The sequence below is a fragment of the Enterobacter sp. 22499 genome, assembly GCF_052044815.1.
GTDB lineage: Bacteria > Pseudomonadota > Gammaproteobacteria > Enterobacterales > Enterobacteriaceae > Enterobacter > Enterobacter bugandensis.
Genome location: NZ_JBQENR010000003.1, coordinates 297771 through 318062, shown reverse-complemented (window position 1 = coordinate 318062; position 20292 = coordinate 297771). Strand labels below are relative to the sequence as shown.

The 20292-nt window shown below is 56.3% G+C and carries 17 protein-coding genes and 2 pseudogenes; 7 read left to right on the top strand and 12 right to left on the bottom strand.

The window, feature by feature from the left end:
• Positions 1 to 149 precede the first annotated feature (149 nt).
• A complete protein-coding gene (chaB, locus tag ACTJI7_RS12700; RefSeq protein WP_014884191.1) occupies positions 150 to 380 on the bottom strand; it encodes a putative cation transport regulator ChaB in 231 nt (76 codons plus the stop codon).
• Between the two features lie 269 nt (positions 381 to 649).
• On the opposite strand from chaB, the gene chaA reads away from it, so the two are divergent.
• A complete protein-coding gene (gene chaA, locus ACTJI7_RS12695; protein WP_008499517.1) occupies positions 650 to 1750 on the top strand; it encodes a sodium-potassium/proton antiporter ChaA in 1101 nt (366 codons plus the stop codon).
• Positions 1751 to 1824: 74 nt separating this feature from the next.
• Here chaA and kdsA read toward each other — a convergent pair whose 3' ends face one another.
• From kdsA to hemA, 6 genes and pseudogenes are all read right to left on the bottom strand, one after another.
• Positions 1825 to 2679 (bottom strand): 3-deoxy-8-phosphooctulonate synthase, encoded by an 855-nt coding sequence (kdsA, locus tag ACTJI7_RS12690; RefSeq protein ID WP_028013459.1) that lies wholly within the window; start codon positions 2677 to 2679, stop codon positions 1825 to 1827.
• A gap of 36 nt (positions 2680 to 2715) precedes the next feature.
• Positions 2716 to 3525 (bottom strand): invasion regulator SirB1, encoded by an 810-nt coding sequence (sirB1, locus tag ACTJI7_RS12685; protein WP_028013460.1) that lies wholly within the window; start codon positions 3523 to 3525, stop codon positions 2716 to 2718.
• 41 nt (positions 3526 to 3566) lie between these two features.
• Positions 3567 to 3656: pseudogene (locus ACTJI7_RS12680) on the bottom strand (siroheme synthase); the annotation flags it as partial.
• A 2-nt stretch (positions 3657 to 3658) separates the two neighbouring features.
• Entirely contained in the window at positions 3659 to 4489 is an 831-nt protein-coding gene (gene prmC / locus ACTJI7_RS12675; protein ID WP_045261109.1) for a peptide chain release factor N(5)-glutamine methyltransferase, read from the bottom strand.
• Entirely contained in the window at positions 4489 to 5571 is a 1083-nt protein-coding gene (gene prfA / locus ACTJI7_RS12670; protein WP_021240360.1) for a peptide chain release factor 1, read from the bottom strand. Before prfA ends, prmC begins: the two co-directional genes overlap by 1 nt.
• A 41-nt stretch (positions 5572 to 5612) precedes the next feature.
• Positions 5613 to 6869 (bottom strand): glutamyl-tRNA reductase, encoded by a 1257-nt coding sequence (gene hemA, locus ACTJI7_RS12665; protein WP_021240361.1) that lies wholly within the window; start codon positions 6867 to 6869, stop codon positions 5613 to 5615.
• 201 nt (positions 6870 to 7070) lie between these two features.
• Here hemA and lolB point away from each other — a divergent pair, with 201 nt between their 5' ends.
• From lolB to dauA, 4 genes are all read left to right on the top strand, one after another.
• The gene (gene lolB / locus ACTJI7_RS12660) at positions 7071 to 7682 is read left to right on the top strand and encodes a lipoprotein insertase outer membrane protein LolB (protein WP_028013462.1); all 612 of its coding nucleotides are present in this window, start codon (positions 7071 to 7073) and stop codon (positions 7680 to 7682) included.
• A complete protein-coding gene (ispE, locus tag ACTJI7_RS12655; RefSeq protein ID WP_440669384.1) occupies positions 7679 to 8548 on the top strand; it encodes a 4-(cytidine 5'-diphospho)-2-C-methyl-D-erythritol kinase in 870 nt (289 codons plus the stop codon). Before lolB ends, ispE begins: the two co-directional genes overlap by 4 nt.
• A gap of 125 nt (positions 8549 to 8673) precedes the next feature.
• Positions 8674 to 9621, top strand: coding sequence for a ribose-phosphate diphosphokinase (prs, locus tag ACTJI7_RS12650; RefSeq protein ID WP_003856663.1), 948 nt, complete (start codon positions 8674 to 8676; stop codon positions 9619 to 9621).
• Positions 9622 to 9745: 124 nt separating this feature from the next.
• Positions 9746 to 11425, top strand: coding sequence for a C4-dicarboxylic acid transporter DauA (dauA, locus tag ACTJI7_RS12645; RefSeq protein WP_063154400.1), 1680 nt, complete (start codon positions 9746 to 9748; stop codon positions 11423 to 11425).
• Here the strand turns inward: dauA and ACTJI7_RS12640 are convergent.
• Together ACTJI7_RS12640 and ychH are read right to left on the bottom strand one after the other, a co-directional pair.
• On the bottom strand, positions 11411 to 12469 hold the full coding sequence (locus ACTJI7_RS12640; RefSeq protein ID WP_063154402.1) for a MerR family transcriptional regulator: 1059 nt from the start codon (positions 12467 to 12469) through the stop codon (positions 11411 to 11413). The genes dauA and ACTJI7_RS12640 overlap by 15 nt on opposite strands.
• Before the next feature lie 121 nt (positions 12470 to 12590).
• Positions 12591 to 12866, bottom strand: coding sequence for a stress-induced protein YchH (ychH, locus tag ACTJI7_RS12635; protein WP_028013466.1), 276 nt, complete (start codon positions 12864 to 12866; stop codon positions 12591 to 12593).
• Between the two features lie 274 nt (positions 12867 to 13140).
• Here ychH and pth point away from each other — a divergent pair, with 274 nt between their 5' ends.
• Both pth and ychF read left to right on the top strand, forming a co-directional pair.
• Positions 13141 to 13725: an aminoacyl-tRNA hydrolase gene (gene pth / locus ACTJI7_RS12630; protein WP_008499504.1), complete on the top strand. Its 585-nt coding sequence runs from the start codon at positions 13141 to 13143 to the stop codon at positions 13723 to 13725.
• Between the two features lie 126 nt (positions 13726 to 13851).
• Positions 13852 to 14946, top strand: a complete 1095-nt coding sequence (gene ychF / locus ACTJI7_RS12625; protein ID WP_003856650.1) for a redox-regulated ATPase YchF — start codon at positions 13852 to 13854, stop codon at positions 14944 to 14946.
• 54 nt (positions 14947 to 15000) lie between these two features.
• Here the strand turns inward: ychF and ACTJI7_RS12620 are convergent.
• The 3 genes and pseudogenes from ACTJI7_RS12620 to ACTJI7_RS12610 all read right to left on the bottom strand — a co-directional run bounded on the left by ACTJI7_RS12620 (position 15001) and on the right by ACTJI7_RS12610 (position 20290).
• Positions 15001 to 15290, bottom strand: a pseudogene (locus tag ACTJI7_RS12620) (YciI family protein).
• Between the two features lie 222 nt (positions 15291 to 15512).
• Positions 15513 to 15869: a hypothetical protein gene (locus tag ACTJI7_RS12615; RefSeq protein WP_063154403.1), complete on the bottom strand. Its 357-nt coding sequence runs from the start codon at positions 15867 to 15869 to the stop codon at positions 15513 to 15515.
• The gene (locus ACTJI7_RS12610) at positions 15866 to 20290 is read right to left on the bottom strand and encodes an RHS repeat-associated core domain-containing protein (RefSeq protein ID WP_136431208.1); all 4425 of its coding nucleotides are present in this window, start codon (positions 20288 to 20290) and stop codon (positions 15866 to 15868) included. The genes ACTJI7_RS12615 and ACTJI7_RS12610 overlap by 4 nt, the downstream gene beginning before the upstream one ends.
• Positions 20291 to 20292: the final 2 nt, after the last annotated feature.

Genomic DNA, 20292 nt, shown 5'->3' with positions numbered 1-20292 from the left:
TGCGACATCTGTAATTCGCCTTCCCGGCATTCTGTGCTGGTCATTTTGCCAGCAGTCAAATTACGATAAGCAATTAGCGGACCAGTTGCAATACAACGGCAGTTCAACCGCCTGAAAAGTCAAAATGAAGGCAGCGAATAATTTCACGGCTATTTCTTTTTATGCCATTTATCATCGTCTCCTTTCTCATAGTCATGTTTTACTGCGGCCCAGGCGACCTTGTGCGCCGTCTCTTCCCGGCTGGCATCATCCCGCCGATCGTCTTTATCTTTGTACTGATCCCAGGCGCTGTTAAACGCTTCTTTGTAGATATCCTGCGCATGTTCGGGCAGGACGTTTTTCACGTTATCGGGTAATTCGCGTTTCGTTTTATATGGCATCACTAACCTCTCTTTTGCCTAAAGAGTTAAGTGTGGACGACGATACGCCGGTGTGCCAGCCGGTCATAAACAATGAGCGGATGAATTCCATAATTCATTGTTATTAAATATATATTTAAAAGAAATATCTTATTATAGGCATTAAACAAGAAAACCATAATAAAGGGTAAAATTAAGTAAAAAACAAAGGTTATTTAACAGATTTCTGTTAATTTATTGCCCTTAAAATCTATCTATAATTACAAGCACCTGCATTGATGGAGAAGCACATGACAGCAACACACGAGGCGGTAAAAACCCGCCACAAGGAGACGTCTCTCATTTTCCCGGTTCTGGCACTGGCTGTGCTGCTCTTCTGGGGAAGCAGTCAGTCACTGCCAGTGGTGGTTGGTATCAATATTCTTGCCCTGGTGGGTATTTTAACCAGTGCATTTAGCGTCGTTCGCCATGCGGACGTATTAGCCCACCGCCTGGGCGAGCCTTATGGCTCTTTAATTCTCAGCCTTTCCGTCGTTATTCTCGAAGTCAGCCTGATTTCCGCGTTGATGGCAACCGGCGATGCCGCCCCGACCCTGATGCGCGATACGCTTTACTCCATCATTATGATTGTGACGGGCGGCCTGGTAGGCTTCTCTCTGTTACTGGGCGGACGCAAATTTGCGACCCAGTACATGAATCTTTTCGGCATTAAACAGTATCTGATTGCCCTCTTCCCGCTGGCAATTATCGTGCTGGTCTTCCCGATGGCGCTGCCGGGCGCAAACTTCTCCACCGGCCAGGCGCTGCTGGTCGCGCTGATTTCCGCCGCCATGTACGGCGTGTTCCTGCTCATTCAGACCAAAACGCACCAGAGCCTGTTTGTGTATGAGCATGAAGACGACAGCGACGACGATGACCCGCACCACGGCAAGCCGTCGGCCCACAGCAGCGCGTGGCACACGGTTTGGCTGATCGTGCATCTGATTGCGGTTATCGCAGTCACCAAGATGAACGCCAACCCGCTGGAGACGCTGTTAACCGAACTGAACGCGCCGGTGGCCTTTACCGGTTTCCTGGTGGCGCTGCTGATCCTGTCCCCTGAGGGTTTAGGTGCGCTGAAGGCGGTGCTGAACAATCAGGTGCAGCGTGCGATGAATCTGTTCTTCGGCTCCGTGCTGGCGACCATTTCACTCACCGTACCGGTGGTGACGCTGATCGCCTTTATGACCGGTAACGAGCTGCAGTTTGCGCTGGGCGCGCCGGAGATGATTGTGATGGTGGCCTCGCTGCTGCTGTGCCAGATTTCATTCTCCACTGGCCGCACCAATGTCCTGAACGGCGCGGCGCATATGGCGCTGTTTGTAGCGTATTTGATGACGATCTTTGCGTAGTCTTTTTGCCCAGCGGTGCTGCGCTTACCCGGCAATATGTCCCATAAAAAAACCCGCCGAAGCGGGTTTTTTTATTAGTTGCTGGTATCCAGCTCGTCGAAGCTTTTCACCAGATCGTCAATCGCTTTGATCTGCTTCAGGAACGGCTCCAGCTTATCCAGAGGCAGCGCGGATGGGCCATCGCATTTCGCGTTAGCCGGATCCGGGTGCGCTTCAATGAACAGACCTGCCAGACCGGTCGCCATACCGGCGCGCGCCAGCTCGGTCACCTGAGCACGACGGCCGCCAGAGGCTGCACCAAACGGGTCGCGGCACTGCAGCGCGTGGGTCACGTCGAAGATCACCGGCGACTGGTTAGAGACGTTCTTCATGACGCTGAAGCCCAGCATGTCTACAACCAGGTTGTCGTAACCGAAGTTAGCGCCACGGTCGCACAGAATAATCTTGTCGTTACCGCCTTCGATAAACTTATCGACGATGTTACCCATCTGGCCAGGGCTCACGAACTGCGGTTTTTTCACGTTGATCACGGCACCGGTTTTCGCCATCGCGGCAACCAGGTCGGTCTGACGCGCCAGGAACGCCGGAAGCTGGATTACGTCTACCACGTCTGCCACAGGCTGCGCCTGCCAGGACTCATGCACGTCGGTGATCACTTTCACGCCAAACGTCTGCTTAAGCTCCTGGAAAATTTTCATCCCCTCTTCCAGGCCAGGGCCACGGTAAGAGTTGATGGAGGAGCGGTTGGCTTTGTCAAAAGAGGCTTTAAACACGTACGGAATGCCCAGCTTCTGGGTCACGGTCACGTAGTGCTCGCAGATACGCATGGCGAGATCGCGGGACTCCAGCACGTTCATACCGCCAAACAGCACGAACGGCAGGTCGTTTGCTACCTTGATATCACCAATGCTAACCACTTTTTGTTTCATAGGATCGCCTTATTCAGGTGTGAATCGGAATTAAGATTAATGCAGTGTAATTTGTTTGTGCGAGATCGCGTTGATCTGCGCGCGAATCATTTCGCTAATCGGATCTTCCGGGCACTGCTCGACGAAATAGCTCAGATCGTTCAGCGCCACGTGCTCGCAGTCGAGCTGGGCATAGATAAGCCCGCGGTCGCGAATTTCGTACGGATCTTCCGGATTAAACTGCAGCAGTACTTCACTGGCACGCAAGGCCAGCTCCATCTGACGCTCTTCCATCAGCGCTGACTTCAGCGTATCCAGCAGCTTGCGAATGACTTCGGCGTTGTCGGCTTCGTCGAGATCTTCGTTAAAGAGCTCGGCCACCGGGCTGATGTTGCCTTTCAGCCAGACGTCCAGCGTATGCTCGTCCAGCGTATCGCCGTTAAACGGATTAATGAGCCACATCTCACCGTCCAGCCACTCCGCACGCAGGATCATCTGCGTCGGGAAAATAACCGGCACCAGTGGAATATCCAGGCGGTGCGCAACCCACAGCAAAATAGAGCCCAGCGCAACGGCGCTGCCCTGACGATTTTTTAAGACCTGGTCCAGCCATAATGCGTCAGACAGGCGATACACGCCACGCGTGTCGCAGAAACCCCATTCGCCGTAGAAAAGCTCCAGAAGCTTCTCTAATTGCCAGTCCTGCGGGCGCGCCTGATTGATCTCTTCACGCGCCAGGCTGACCAGATTCTCCAGCTCATCGTAGACGTACTGCGACGTAAAATCGTCGCGTATCATCTCCGAAATCAGGATCATGCCATCGCAAAGCGGCACTTTATTAAATTCGAAATCGGCTAAGGACCTCATGACTTACCCCAGTAACGACTGAGCGAACAATGACGCTCAGGCGCGATAAAACTCAAAACGATGTAGATGATAACGCCAAACTGCCTTTCAGTCAGCCTTACGCCTTTATCAGTAAATGGCAGATACCCGGCACTCAAGACCACTGCCCCAGCGTCAGGCGTTCGTTGCCGCCGTAGTCGCGGCAGGTTTCGACAGCGGCGTAGCCTGCCTGGGTAAACAGTGCCCGCACGGATTCTCCCTGCGTCCAGCCATGCTCCACGAGCAGCCAGCCGCCGGGAAGCAAATGCTCTCGTGACGTTGTCACAATGTGATCAAGATCGGCTAATCCCGCGTTGGCGGCCACAAGCGCCGTCAGCGGTTCGAAGCGAACATCTCCCTGCGCAAGGTGCGGATCATGTTCGTCAATGTAAGGAGGATTGCTGACAATCATCGCAAATGAGCGGTTCTCCAGCGCGGCAAACCAGCTGCTTTGCAGCACCGTTACGTTGCTGAGCCTGAGACGTTCCACATTACGCAGCGCCAGCGCCACCGCGTCGGGCATCACATCCACTGCCGTCACATCGCAGTCAGGCCGCTCGCTGGCCAGCGCCAGCGCGATAGCACCAGTGCCAGTACCGAGATCGAGAATGCGGCAGGCCGCTGCGGGTAAACGTGCCAGCGCCTGCTCCACCAGACACTCGGTATCCGGACGCGGGATCAGCGTCGCCGCCGAGACGTAAAGCGGTAGCGACCAGAACTCGCGCTCACCGACAAGGTGCGCCACCGGCTCGCCGTTTTTACGGCGGGCAAGGAGCGCGGCGAGCCGTGCTTCCTGCTCTGCAGTTAGCTCAGTTTCGCCGAATGCCAGCAGGTACGTGCGGGCTTTACCCGTCACATGCTCAAGCAAAATTTCGGCGTCTCGCTTCGGGCTTTCGCTTTTGCAAAGCTCAGCGGCCGCCTCACGTAACCAGCGCTGAAAATCCATTATTCCTGCTCGGACAGCGCCGCCAGCTGGTCGGCCTGGTATTCCTGCACGATAGGCTCAATCAGCATATCCAGCTTCCCTTCCATCACCTCGTCCAGACGGTACAGGGTCAGGTTGATGCGGTGGTCGGTCACGCGCCCCTGAGGGAAGTTGTAGGTGCGGTTACGGTCGCTGCGATCGCCGCTGCCCAGCAGGTTACGACGCGTAGAGGCTTCCGCCTGCTGACGCTTCGCCATTTCCGCCGCGTGGATGCGCGCGCCCAGCACGGACAACGCTTTGGCTTTGTTTTTGTGCTGCGAACGTTCGTCCTGACACTCCACCACGATGCCGGTCGGCAGGTGGGTAATGCGGATGGCGGAGTCGGTGGTGTTAACGTGCTGACCACCCGCCCCGGAGGAGCGGAAGGTGTCGATGCGCAGGTCCGCCGGGTTGATGTCCGGCAGTTCCGCTTCCGGCAGCTCCGGCATCACCGCCACCGTACAGGCGGAGGTATGAATGCGGCCCTGAGATTCGGTGGCCGGAACGCGCTGCACGCGGTGACCGCCGGATTCAAACTTCAGACGTCCGTACACGCCGTCGCCGCTGATCTTGGCGATAACCTCTTTGTAGCCGCCATGTTCACCTTCGTTGGCGCTCATGATCTCCACGCGCCAGCGGCGCGATTCGGCGTAGCGGCTGTACATGCGGAACAGATCCCCGGCAAAGAGCGCCGCTTCGTCACCGCCGGTACCGGCGCGCACTTCGACAAACGCGTTACGTTCATCGTCCGGATCTTTCGGCAGGAGCAGCACCTGAAGCTGCTGCTCCATCTCTTCGGAACGCGCTTTTGCATCCTGCAGCTCTTCCTGCGCCATCTCGCGCATCTCAGGATCGTCGAGCATCATCTGCGCGGTTTCAATATCTTCCTGAACCTGTCGCCAGTCGGTAAAGCATTTTGATACATCACTCAACTGCGCATATTCACGCGAAAGCGCGCGAAAACGTTCCTGGTCTGCGATAGTCCCGGCATCGCCGAGCAGCGCCTGTACTTCTTCATGGCGCTCGTGCAGAGCTTCCAGTTTAGCGACGATAGAAGGCTTCATAGGCGTAAGTGCACCTTGTCTTAGAAAATGGGTATAGGGCGCTATTCCAGCCCGAGGCTGTTGCGCAGAATAGTCAGGCGTTCATCATCCCCGTCACGGGCAGCCTGTTGAAGAGATTTGGTTGGCGCATGGATCAGGCGGTTGGTCAGCTTCCACGCCAGATCCTGCATAATCGCCTGCGCGTCGCCGCCCTGTTCCAGGGCCGCTAACGCTTTGGCAGTCAGGTCATCACGCACCTGCTCCGCCTGCCCGCGGTACTCGCGGATGGTCTCGCTGACGCTTTGCGCGCGCAGCCAGGCCATAAATTCGCTGGTTTCCTGCTCAACAATGGTTTCCGCCTGCACCGCCGCCGCTTTACGCTGGGCGAGGTTGTGCGAAATAATGCTTTGCAGGTCATCCACGCTGTAAAGATAGGCGTTAGCCAGCTTGCCAACCTCTGGCTCAACATCGCGCGGAACGGCGATATCCACCAGCAGCATTGGCTGATTACGGCGGGATTTCAGCGCACGCTCCACCATCCCTTTACCGATGATCGGCAGCGGGCTGGCGGTAGAGCTGATAATAATGTCCGCCTCTTTCAGACGTTCATCAATATCGCTCAGCGCAACCACCTCGGCACCCACTTCGTCCGCCAGCACCTGCGCGCGTTCGCGGGTGCGGTTCGCGATAATCATCTTTTTCACTTTATGCTCGCGCAGATGGCGCGCCACAAGCTCGATGGTTTCGCCCGCGCCTACCAACATCACGGTGACGGTCGACAGGGATTCAAAGATTTGCCGTGCAAGGGTACAAGCCGCGAAAGCAACAGAAACCGCACTGGCACCAATGTCGGTTTCGGTTCGCACACGCTTCGCCACGGAGAAGGACTTCTGGAACATACGCTCCAGCTCGCTGGCCTTGAGATGCCCTTTCTGGGAATCTGCGAAGGCTTTTTTTACCTGGCCGAGGATCTGCGGCTCGCCAAGCACCAGCGAATCCAGACCGCTGGCGACGCGCATCAGATGGCTGACCGCATCGTTATCCTGATGCCAGTACAGGCTGTTGCGCAGCTCGTCTTCGTTGAGATTGTGGTAGTCACATAGCCAGCGGATCAGCGCGTCGTGCAGGTTATCCTGCTCTTCCACGCTCAAATACAGCTCGGTACGGTTGCACGTCGAAAGCACCACGCCACCCTGCACCATCGGCTGTGCAAGCAGGCTGTCCAGCGCCAGGTCAAGCGTATCCGGCGAAAACGTAACGCGTTCTCGCAGCGAAACCGGGGCCGTTTTGTGGTTGATGCCGAGTGCTAATAGGGTCATGTTGAGCGGGAGTAGTACCAGCGTTAATAAGGTTAGCAGGACGCATCATACAGGATGCGCGAGATCAATAAAAGAGACCGCCTCCTTTCGGAGTAATAGGTTACTCAACGCTTTGAGATAATTTGAACGTAGACGGTAGCACTGCGGGGCGCTAGCATTAACAGTTATAACTGCAACGTATCTCAAGGATTTGTCCTCATTATGACCCGACTGATTCGCCTGCTGCCGCTGGCAGCACTGGTTCTGACCGCCTGTACTGTCACCCAACCAAAAGGCCCGGGCAAAAGCCCTGATTCACCGCAGTGGCGTCAGCACCAGCAGGACGTCCTTAATTTGAAGCAGTACCAGACGCGCGGCGCCTTCGCGTATCTCTCTGACGAACAAAAGGTTTATGCCCGCTTCTTCTGGCAGCAAACGGGGCAGGACAACTATCGCCTGCTGCTGCTGAACCCGCTTGGCAGCACCGAGCTGGAGCTTATCGCCAAACCGGGCGAAGCGCAGATCACCGATAACAAAGGCCAGCACTACACGGCGACCGATGCTGAAGAGATGATTGGCAAGCTGACCGGGATGCCAATTCCGCTGAACAGCCTGCGCCAGTGGATCCTCGGCCTGCCGGGCGAAGCGACCGACTATACGCTTGACGATCAATACCGTCTGAGCCAGGTCAACTACACCCAGAACGGCAAAACCTGGAAAGTGGTGTACAGCGCCTATGACAGCAAGAGTAAACCCTCGCTGCCATCAAACATGGAGCTGACCCAGGGCAGCCAGCGCATCAAGCTGAAAATGGACAACTGGATCGTTAAATGATGACCCACTGGCCTTCTCCGGCAAAACTGAACCTGTTTTTATACATCACCGGCCAGCGTGCTGACGGCTATCACACTCTGCAGACGCTGTTTCAGTTTATTGACTATGGCGACACGATTGCCATCGAGCCGCGTCAGGATGGGCAGATTTGCCTGCTGACGCCGGTCGACGGCGTGGCGCATGAGGACAACCTGATCGTCCGCGCCGCGCGCCTGCTGATGAAAGCCGCCGCGGAATCGGGCCGTCTGCCGGCGGGAAGCGGTGCGGATATCCGCATTGAGAAGCGTCTGCCGATGGGTGGCGGTCTCGGCGGGGGCTCATCCAACGCCGCCACCGTGCTGGTTGCGCTGAACCACCTCTGGGGCTGCGGGCTGTCGACGGATGAACTGGCTGGTTTGGGCTTAACGCTGGGCGCAGATGTCCCTGTGTTTGTTCGCGGCCACGCGGCCTTTGCCGAGGGCGTGGGCGAGATCCTCTCCCCGGTCAACCCGCCGGAGAAATGGTATCTGGTTGCCCACCCCGGCGTGAGCATTCCGACCCCGGTCATCTTTAAAGATCCTGACCTGAAAAGAAATACCCTGGTACGGTCAATAGAAACGTTATTAAATTGTGAATTCAGCAACGATTGCGAGGATATCGCAAGAAAACGTTTTCGCGAGGTTGATGCGGTGCTTTCCTGGCTGTTAGAATACGCGCCGTCGCGCCTGACCGGTACAGGGGCCTGTGTCTTTGCTGAATTTGACACCGAATCCGCCGCCCGTCAGGTGCTTGAGCAAGCGCCGGATTGGCTGCATGGTTTTGTAGCGCGCGGGATGAACACCTCCCCCCTACAGCAGGCCATTCTGGCGCAGACTGAGTTTCGGTGACAACGTCACCCTGTTCCAGACGTTGCATCGCGCTCTTTAATACACCGCCTGGATAGCCTTCGCTTAGGCCCCGCAGTTTGCGGCGAACGCTATCCACCACTGGACGCATGCCTGAGGTTCTTCTCGTGCCTGATATGAAGCTTTTTGCTGGTAACGCCACCCCGGAACTAGCACAACGTATTGCCAACCGCCTGTACACTTCCCTCGGCGACGCCGCCGTAGGTCGCTTTAGCGACGGCGAAGTCAGCGTACAAATTAACGAAAATGTACGCGGTGGTGATATTTTCATCATCCAGTCCACCTGTGCTCCAACAAACGACAACCTGATGGAACTGGTTGTTATGGTCGACGCTCTGCGTCGCGCTTCCGCAGGCCGTATCACTGCTGTTATCCCTTACTTTGGTTATGCCCGCCAGGACCGTCGCGTCCGTTCCGCGCGTGTGCCAATCACCGCAAAAGTTGTCGCTGACTTCCTGTCCAGCGTCGGCGTTGACCGCGTACTGACCGTTGACCTGCACGCAGAGCAGATCCAGGGCTTCTTCGACGTCCCGGTTGATAACGTATTCGGCAGCCCAATCCTGCTGGAAGACATGCTGCAGCTGAACCTGGACAACCCAATCGTGGTTTCTCCGGACATCGGCGGCGTGGTACGTGCCCGTGCTATCGCTAAGCTGCTGAACGATACCGACATGGCGATCATCGACAAGCGTCGTCCGCGCGCTAACGTTTCTCAGGTGATGCACATCATCGGTGACGTGGCTGGCCGCGACTGCGTGCTGGTTGACGACATGATCGATACCGGCGGTACGCTGTGTAAAGCCGCTGAAGCGCTGAAAGAGCGCGGTGCCAAGCGCGTGTTCGCTTACGCGACCCACCCGATCTTCTCCGGTAATGCCGTGAACAACCTGCGCAACTCCGTCATTGACGAAGTTGTGGTATGCGATACCATCCCACTGAGCGACGAGATCAAGGCACTGCCAAACGTGCGTACCCTGACCCTGTCCGGGATGCTGGCCGAAGCGATTCGTCGTATCAGCAACGAAGAATCCATCTCTGCAATGTTCGAACACTAATCGAACACGGCCAAAAAACCCGCTGCGGCGGGTTTTTTTGTCTCTGGGTTTTATTTGTATGATTAATGCCTCCTTCACCTGCCATTCATATGACAGATGATGCGCACACGGATGATAGATAATTGTGAAAAACGTAGCCTCCTCACATGTTCTGCCCTTTCGCGCCCTCATCGACGCCTGCTGGAAAGAGAAGTACACCTCGTCACGCTTTATCCGTGACCTGATTGCCGGGATCACCGTCGGAATTATTGCCATCCCGCTGGCGATGGCGCTGGCGATTGGCAGCGGCGTTGCGCCACAGTACGGTCTGTATACCTCGGCCGTTGCCGGGATTGTTATTGCCCTGACGGGCGGCTCGCGCTTCAGCGTCTCCGGCCCGACCGCCGCCTTTGTGGTTATCCTCTACCCGGTTTCACAACAGTTTGGTCTGGCAGGCCTGCTGGTTGCCACCCTGATGTCCGGCGTCTTTTTGATTCTGTTCGGTCTGGCCCGTTTTGGTCGCCTGATTGAATATATTCCTCTTTCCGTGACGCTGGGGTTCACTTCGGGGATTGGGATCACCATCGGAACCATGCAGATCAAGGATTTCCTCGGCCTGCAGATGGCTCATATTCCGGAACACTATTTGCAAAAAGTGGGGGCGCTGTTTATGGCGCTGCCAACGGCCAACCTGGGCGACGCCGCCATCGGAATAGTCACCCTGGGGACGCTGATCGTCTGGCCTCGCCTCGGTATTCGCCTGCCGGGCCATCTGCCCGCCCTGCTGCTGGGCTGCGCGGTGATGGCTATCGTCAATATGTTCGGCGGTCATGTCGCGACTATCGGCTCGCAGTTCCACTATGTTCTGGCGGACGGTTCGCAGGGTAACGGCATTCCGCAGCTGCTGCCGCAGCTGGTGCTGCCGTGGGACATGCCTGGTTCGAGCTTCACCCTGAGCTGGAATTCCCTTCGCGCCCTGCTGCCCGCCGCGTTCTCTATGGCGATGCTGGGAGCGATTGAATCCCTGCTGTGCGCCGTGGTGCTCGACGGCATGACCGGCACCAAGCACAAAGCCAACAGCGAACTGGTCGGTCAGGGCTTAGGCAACCTCATCGCACCATTCTTTGGCGGGATTACCGCCACGGCAGCCATCGCCCGTTCTGCGGCAAACGTGCGCGCAGGTGCGACCTCCCCCGTTTCAGCGGTTATCCACTCCGTGCTGGTGATTCTGGCGCTGCTGATCCTTGCCCCACTGCTCTCCTGGCTGCCGCTTTCCGCCATGGCCGCCCTGCTGCTGATGGTGGCCTGGAACATGAGCGAGGCGCACAAGGTGGTGAACCTGCTGCGTCGCGCGCCGAAAGACGACATCATCGTGATGCTAATCTGCATGTCGCTGACCGTGCTGTTCGACATGGTTATCGCCATCAGCGTCGGGATCGTGCTGGCTTCCCTGCTGTTTATGCGCCGCATCGCGCAGATGACGCGCCTCTCGTCGGTAAACGTCGAGGTGCCTGAGGATGTGCTGGTGCTGCGCGTGATTGGCCCGCTATTCTTCGCCGCGGCGGAAGGATTGTTCAGCGATCTGGAGTCCCGCATCGCGGGGAAACGGGTTGTGGTGCTGAAGTGGGATGCCGTCCCGGTGCTGGATGCCGGCGGTCTGGATGCCTTCCAGCGCTTTGTGAAACGTCTGCCGGAAGGCTGCGAGCTGCGGGTCAGCAACCTGGAATTCCAGCCCCTGCGCACCATGGCGCGTGCGGGCGTGCAGCCGATCCCTGGCCGCCTTGCCTTTTATCCTAACCGTGAAGCCGCGTTAGCGGATCTGTGAATTATCTGATGCAGAGAAACGTCTCTGCATCATCACCCCGATCGCCTGCTGGAGCCATGCAAGCACGGCAGGCGTCATCCAGGTTCCTTTCATCAGATGCGGCTCCTGCTGCATAGCCGTACGAAACTTTTGCTGGGTCTCGGGGTTGGTGCCTGCGTAGGACTGGAACAATGCCAGCCAGTTTTCAGCCAGCTTTTGCGCCTCCTTCGAGTCAGGAGCGATATTGTCCCGCTGCGCCTGATGCAGTTTCGCCACCAGCGGCGGCCACTCCATCATGCGGTCAAAGTAATGCGCCCGGGTAAAAGCCATCTCTTCGGCAGTGAGATACTTCTCCCATATGCTGAGCTTAGATTCCGCAAACGCCCGCGTGATGTAATCTGTCATGTCCGGGGTGATGCCGGTCTGCGCCTGCATCTGTGGCTCTACGCTGTGCATCTCGTTCAGCCGGGTGAGAAACTCCGGCTTGCCCGCCGTGTCCTGTTCAAGACGTTCCATCCAGCGTGTCGCCAGATCCATCGCCCGCGTGTCAGTAACGGGTATATCCTGTTCCAGCAGCGCGTTAGCCTCTGCCACCAGCCCTGACCAGATAGCCGCCAGCGCATCCTTCTGTACCGCAAACGGCAACTGCTGTAATTCTTCTTTGCTAAACCAGCGATCGTACATATTCATTAACTCCAGAGTCTGTAGCCAGGACTCCAGATCCGGCGTCGCATCGTCGGTAAGCCCGGTACGCAGCTCCACCAGCCGGTCGCGCAGCGTGTGTATGCTGCGCAGCTGTTTATCCAGCAGCGTGATTTGCGCATCGAGTAGCTCGGTCAACGACAGCGACTCCTTTTCCAGAAAATCCCTGATTTCGGCAAGTTCCAGCCCCGCTTTTGCCAGCGCCTGGATCATGTGCAGACGCTGGACATCCGCCAGATTGTAAAGCCGGTAACCTGCCGCGCTTCTGGCAGAAGGCAGCAACAGCCCTGTTTGCTCGTAGTGATGCAATGTCCGCACGGTGATACCGGCTCGTTTCGCCAGCTCACCCACCTGAATCAACATAACTGCTCCTTTTTACTTTGCCAGTGCCACCACTCTGGAGCCTTACGTTACGTGAGGGTCAATATGCTATGCAAAAAAAAACGACTCCGGATGGAGTCGTTTCGATGTTCTTAATCAGGCACTAGCTGTGCTTATGCTGGTCGCGACGACAGCGTTTGTCGTAGTGGCGCACCCACCAGTATTTATCGCACACTTCCTCATGTCCGCTTACGCGCGCCCCGGCGAGCCACAATACTGCACCGAGGAAGATGCTCAATACCGCGCCATGCGCGAAGTATTGTGGGAGATCAAGCTGCGGCAGTTGGTTTAAAATGGAATAACCTACGCCGACTACCATCACGAACAGTCCCAACCCCATTAGCACGTTACCGAGCATCGAAGCGTTTTTGCGTTTCATATGTCACCTCCGGAACTTTGGGTTGTCAGGGGAAAAGCCCCTAATCCTTGTGTGTAAAGTATAGACAACGCCCCTTTTATGAGTTGCGTGAATGATCACAATTACGGATAACGCACAGACAAAAGTTTACAAATAAGGCGTTGAACAGTTTGAAATTCTAATTGTTCAGATGAGTAATTATTCGAATTTCGCCGGGATAACCGCAGAATTTTGTCAAGCGGCGCGCCAGACAGTAAACTACGCGCCAGATCTGGAACCCATTAGGAATTGAATCGTGACGATTAAACTGATTGTCGGCCTCGCCAACCCGGGCGCGGAGTATGCGGCCACCCGCCACAACGCCGGAGCCTGGTACGTCGATCTGCTGGCCGAACGGTTACGTGCTCCCCTGCGTGAAGAACCTAAATTCTTCGGCTACACCTCACGTATCAACCTTGCTGGCGCGGATGTTCGCCTGCTGGTGCCGACCACCTTTATGAACCTGAGTGGTAAAGCGGTGGCGGCGATGGCAACGTTTTATCGCATTAACCCGGATGAAATTCTGGTCGCCCACGATGAGCTGGATCTCCCGCCTGGCGTAGCAAAATTCAAGCTGGGCGGCGGGCACGGCGGCCACAACGGTCTTAAAGACATCATCAGCAAGCTGGGCAATAACCCGAATTTCCACCGTTTGCGCGTGGGAATCGGCCATCCGGGCGATAAAAACAAAGTTGTCGGTTTCGTGCTCGGTAAACCCCCGGTTTCCGAACAAAAACTGATTGACGAGGCGGTAGACGAAGCGGCGCGCTGCACTGAAATCTGGCTGCAAGACGGCTTAACCAAAGCGACAAATCGCTTACACGCTTTCAAAGCGCAATAATCCGCCCGATACGGCTTTTTTACCGCGCGTCATGCGGGTTACGTGTATAATAGGCGTAGTTATTTACTTTTCATCAATCGGTTATCGTTAACGGATTGATTATCAAGATATTAAGGTGATTTAGAAATGGGATTCAAATGCGGTATCGTCGGTCTGCCAAACGTGGGCAAATCCACCCTGTTTAACGCGCTTACCAAAGCGGGTATCGAAGCGGCGAACTTCCCGTTCTGTACCATCGAACCGAACACCGGCGTGGTGCCAATGCCGGACCCGCGTCTGGACCAGCTTGCGGAAATCGTGAAGCCGCAGCGCATTCTGCCAACCACCATGGAGTTCGTGGACATCGCGGGCCTGGTAAAAGGCGCATCCAAAGGTGAAGGCCTGGGCAACCAGTTCCTGACCAACATCCGTGAAACTGAAGCGATCGGCCACGTTGTGCGCTGCTTCGAGAACGACAACATCATCCACGTAAACAACAAAGTGGATCCGGCTGACGATATCGACGTTATCAACACCGAGCTGGCGCTCTCTGACCTCGACACCTGCGAACGTGCAATTCACCGCGTGCAGAAGAAAGCCAAAGGCGGCGACAAGGACGCGAAAGCGGAACTGGCTGCGCTGGAAAAATGCCTGCCACAGTTGGAAAACGCGGGCATGCTGCGAGCGCTGAAAAACCTGACTGACGAAGACAAAGCGGCGATCAAATACCTGAGCTTCCTGACCCTGAAGCCAACCATGTACATCGCCAACGTTAACGAAGACGGTTTCGAGAACAATCCGTACCTGGACAAAGTCCGTGAAATCGCCGCGGCAGAAGGTTCTGTGGTTGTGGCGGTTTGCGCAGCCGTTGAGTCCGATATCGCCGAGCTGGACGACGCCGACCGTGAAGAGTTCATGGCCGAGTTGGGTCTGGAAGAGCCGGGCCTGAACCGCGTGATCCGCGCGGGCTATGAGCTGCTGAACCTGCAGACCTACTTCACCGCTGGCGTTAAAGAAGTGCGTGCGTGGACCATCCCTGTCGGTGCGACTGCGCCTCAGGCGGCTGGTAAGATCCACACCGACTTCGAGAAGGGCTTTATTCGTGCGCAGACTATCGCGTTTGAAGACTTCATTACCTACAAGGGTGAGCAAGGCGCGAAAGAAGCAGGCAAGATGCGTGCGGAAGGAAAAGATTATATCGTTAAAGATGGCGACGTGATGAACTTCCTGTTTAACGTTTGATTTGTTTTGAATGAAAAAAATCCACGCTTTGGCGTGGATTTTTTTATTGCGGAGTCAAATCACATTGTCTAAGAGCTCTGTTCCAAGCAGGGTTCAAAAGTAATGATGCAGTCGCAAGCTTTAAAGCCTGAAAAGGATCCTCGCATAAATGCTCTTTAAGAGAGGCAAGACTCTCACTCTTAGCGAATATGTCCCTATCGTTTCTTAGGAACCGGCTTTCGGACGCTAGGAAAATCCCCTCTGAATCCCCCTTTTTTAACCACTCAACATGAGCAGGTATCGCTGCGTCAATCTCTTCGAGTGGTTTTATATAGGGCCAAAATAACTTCGTAAACTGTGCTCATCCTTTGCCTCTCAGTTAGACTTATCGCAAGTAATAATTAAATCCTCCGTTTGTTCTACAGAGACGAATCCACTTATAGTATAAGATTACATTATAATTCTTAGCGGAGCTTTAAGTCTTAAAAAGGGATCACTATGATATATTACTATATGCTTCAATATAATAACGCCATAACATACAATAAAACTGACAAGATCTTACTTCTTAAACTTTTTTCTTTCACTTAATCCCTAAAAATAAAGTTATCCTCTGCCAGATTATTTTTTTTCTTGTATTCTTTTTCCCACTCAAAGTATCCGTCAGGTTCATCTGGTGAAACTCCCTTTGTCCAATATTGATCACCATAAGCAATTAGCATTGCCCAATGATATTCACTTTCATGACTGCGCAAAGCCACAGACATGTAATCATTTTCCGTAATACGAACAAGTGGAGAGGCTAATACTATACGCTCAGCCTCTCCCTCTGTTTTATTCGCATATTTAACAATAATCGCTTTAATCAACTCAACCCAACTATAGTAATTAAAAATAACACTTTCATTAGAATCATTGAATTGGATACCATCGATAATATTCATTGCCCTTTACACCTTTTTTTTACTTTATAACGATCAAACACGGTTGCTGCTTTATTTGAGAAAATAGCAAACTGTGAACCTATGGGCTTAGCCTTTCCTCCTTTTTTTACAGCACCTGGGTTTGCTAACATTGGTCCACTTACAGCATCATAACTATGTGCAAGTGTGTTGGCTCTACCCTGAGTTACAAATTTAGCCCATTCATTATCAGCAGACTCAAATACTTTTATATTTAGTTTATCGAGTTCTGAATTCGGTATATCAAATTGCGTTATAGTAGGATGTCCTCTCAACTCTGCCCATTTAATAGCCTGTGATTTATCAGTAGTTACGTAAAAACCACCTTGATTAGAAGGATTAAAATCTAATCCATGCCTCCCCATAGAAGGATTAATCTCGCCCCGAATATCACCAGCATGATAGAAAGTGGTTGATGATAAGCCAAGAGGGTCAATATATTTCAGCGCATTCGGCGCATACTGGTAAAGGTTTATCCCCCCCGCCAGCCCTATCGGGTCCTGCTGCGTAAATCTTCCGCAGTCCGGGTCGTAATACCGGAACAGATTGTAGTGCAGCCCTGTCTCACGGTCCAGATATTGCCCCTGCATGCGCAGGTTCTGAGAATATCCTGATACTTGCGTCTCGCTTTCCCGCAGCAGCTTGCCCCAGGCGCTGTTCACCCCTTCCCAGCGCACCTGTCCTTCGCTATCCGTCATCCGTTCCGGCGTGCCGTTCGGCTGACAGTGGAACCAGAAGATTTCCGGGGCATCAACCCCGTCGATACGCGCCAGCGGATCGTAGCTGTCCTGATCGCTGTAGACGTAGGTCAGTGGCACTTCCCCGTGCACTTCCTGCAGCAGGCGGAACCCTTCCCAGACAAACCGCGTGGTGACAGGCTTACCGGTTGGCTGGCCGCCCAGCATCTGGCGGCGCGTTTTGCTGATGCGTCGCCCGAGCGGATCGTAGCGGAAGCTGACCTGCGTCTGCGGCCTGTTGCGGTCCCGCGGCTGGCTGATGACCTCCGTCAGGCGATGTTCGCCATCGTAGCGGTAGTGCCAGCGGGTCTGGCCGTTGTCCTTCTCCACGGTGCGTCCGTGAATGTCATAGCGCCAGCGAATGCCGTTCAGCTGCGTCAGGCGGTTGTGCGTGACCTTCTCAGCAGATCCTTCGAGTGGATTACCGGCTGCATCCCAGCGCCACTGCTCCTGTCCGGGCAGCGTGCCGTCCTGAACCAGCAGACGCCCGGCGCTGTCGTACTGCCAGCGGTACCAGCTGAACGGATTATCGTCCCGCTCTTCGCGAACCAGGTTATTACGGTAATCGTAATCCCAGCGGCGGGACCAGCGGCGCGGCGACGGGCGCTGGGCGTTGCCGTTAAAGACGTCCCGCCGATGCAGTCGGCCCAGGCGGTCGTATTCGCTGCGGGTGGTCAGCAGCCCCTGCGTGCGGCTGGTCTCGCGGTGAAGCTCGTCGCGGGTAAAGTCGGAAACCGACAGCTTATCGAGGGCAATGCTGAGCAGATGCCCGCTGCCGTAGTAGAACTGCTTCAGCTCGCGGCCATCGGGCAGCGTAACGGAGGTGCGGTTGCCCAGCGCATCATATCCCCACGCCAGCTCACCATGCTCGCTCGCTTCGCGCGTAACGCGACCAAGCGCGTCATACTCAAAGGCAAGCTCCTGCTCTGCCTCGGTGGTCCATGCGTCGGCTGAAAGCGCCGGATGCAGCCCAATCCGGCTTAACAGCCCGGACGGCGTGTAGTGGTAGCGGGTCTGCCCTTCTGGCGTGGTGCGGGCGACCAGCTGGCCGCTCGCGCTCCAGGCGAAGGCGTGGGTGATGGCCTCCGGATGGCCGGCGGCAAACGTGCGCGCTATCGTGCGTCCGCAGGCATCATAGCGATACTGCGAGGCCACGCCATCAAGCCCTACCTCTTCCAGCAGCAGCGAGTCAGCGCCCCAGCGGAACTGGTACGCTTCGCCGTTTTCGTTTTCCAGGGCAATCAGACGCCCGCGGCTGTCCCAGCGGCGACGGACCTCTTCACCCTGCGTATTACGGGTGGCGGTTAAGCGCCCCGCCTCATCGTATCTGAACTCGCTCTCTTTCCCGTCGGCGCCCGCATGCTTCACCGGCAGGCCACGTTCGTTCCATTTAAGCGACTCAGTCCAGCCTTCCGGGCGATCGAGCTGCACCGGGCGCCCTGCGGCGTCGTAGCGGTAGCGCGTCTCTTCACCGTCGGCGCTAATCTCTGCCACCAGCCAGCCCAGCGGGTGATAGCGATAGCGGGTAATACGCCCGGAACAGTCCGTCGAACGGACAATCTGCCCGGCCTCGTTGTACTCCTGATAGCGGCTGTTGCCGGCGGCATCGATCTCTTCCACAACCTGGCCAAACTCGTCCCGGCGCAGCTGCGTGGTCTGCCCCAGCGGATCCACCACGCGCTTCAGCCCGTGGTGTTCGTCGTACCAGAAGCGAGTCGCGCTGCCGTCTGCTTCAATGATTGACGCCGGAAGCGCACGGTGCTCCAGCCAGGTGGTGGTGCGGTTATTGCCATCGGCGTCGATCTCCTGCACCCGGTTGCCCATCTCGTCGTAGACGAAGGTGACGGCATTGCCGAGCGGATCGATGCGACGCGTCAGAAGCTCGTTATCGTCCCACTCGTAGCGCCAGTTTTCACCGCGCTCGTCGACGTAACGCACAATCAGATTCTGCGCGTTCCAGTAGTGGCGTCGCGTCTGGCCGTCGTAGTGCTCGACGGTCGTCAGCCCCGCGTCTAAATCGTAGCTAAAGCGGCAGCCATCGCCGGTGCTGGTGCGGTTTTCCACCACGCGCCAGTGGTCGAATTGTTTCCAGCGGTATTCGCTCTCCAGCCCCCCCGGCAAGCGGTGCCAGACCATCAGGCCGTGGTCGTTGTAACGGTATTCACGCGTCACCACGCCGGAGGCGTCCGTCGCGCTCGCCAGCTGGCCGCGCGCATCGTAGCCCCACTGCATCAGCGGCCAGGTTTGGTTGCCGTCGAAATGGCTGGCTGCGGTAACCCGCTGCGGGAAACGTTCATCCTCATAGCGCAGGGTGACGTCTATCGCCCGCGGCTCGTCGTGAAGACCAACCAGCCTGCCGTGCTCGTCCCACGCCGTCAGCAGCGCGTTGCCGTATTCATCGCTGAGGGAGGCCAGACGCAGGATAGAAGGATTCGCGCGGGTCGGTTTGTACAGACGCCACACCGCGCCGTCGTCGTCGGCAATCGCCACGTCGCCGTTCTCATTGCGGCGGATAATGATGCCTTCGCTGATGCTGTAAAACGCGCGGTCGACCGGCGGCAGTTCAAAGCTCAGCTCGCGACCGGTTTCATCGAACCAGGTCGCATTGTTATCTTCCAGCGTCAGATAGCTGTCAAAGATTGTAGCCCAGCCCAGACCGAACAGCCCTTCGCGGGTGGTCAGGCTGTTATAGCTGCGCTGCCAGCGCAGCGGAAAGCGCCCCGGCAGCGAGAAATCGAGCTCGTCGTCGTCATTCAGCACCTTCACGCCGGTAGCGGCGTGAACCGGGTGCGAGGAGCCAAACACGGCGTTCACCGCCATATCCGCCAGCATCCCGCCGCCAGCCGCCGCCAGCGCGCAGGGCATGTTTTTCAGGATCTTGCCCGGACGACCGCGCAGCAGGGAGAGCGCAATCATCCCCAGCGCCAGACCCGGCGTTTTACCGCTTTTGATATCGCGGACCGTGAGCGTGTCCCCGCCGATGATCACGTTAGGAGAGACATCGTCGGAAACGGTGCCTTCGCAGGTGGTGCGATCTTTCGCGCGCACCGCAGGCTGGCCGTTGATGAAAACGCTTTTGGAGCCTTCCGCCAGATACTGCGGCCCGGAGTGTTTTTCACACGCCACCTTGTCTTTTTCCAGCGGCGAAGTTCCCGCAGCGGCAGACGCCACGCTCGGCTGCCACATTTCGCTGCCAAACTGTCCGGCGGCGGAAAGCAGCATGCCCGCGTAATCGGCAAAGCTGCCCGGCGACTGCGGTTCAGGGGACGGGGTATCGGCGGGCGTGAGCGTGCCTGCCGCACGCGCGGCAGGGATTGCGTTGGTCAGAACGTTATTCGAACCGGTAGTGATTTTGCCCGCAGGCGACGGCGGGAAAAGCGCATTACCTAACCCTTCCGCGGCGTTACTGATATCGTCTGTGATACCCGCCACGTTCGCCAGCACGCCGCCAATGATGCCGCTTAACAGACAACTGGATCCAATTGCTGCCACGCCTGCAGCTGCTGCCCCCGCCCCCAGCAATGGCGCCGCTACGGTTGCTGCTGCGCCTACTGCCGCACCGATCACCGCATAGGCGGCACCTTCCGCCACAATGCTGGTGATGTCAGCAAAAATGCTGGAGTGAATAATCTCGTCGCCCTTACGGGCCGCGTTGTTATCGCTCATGC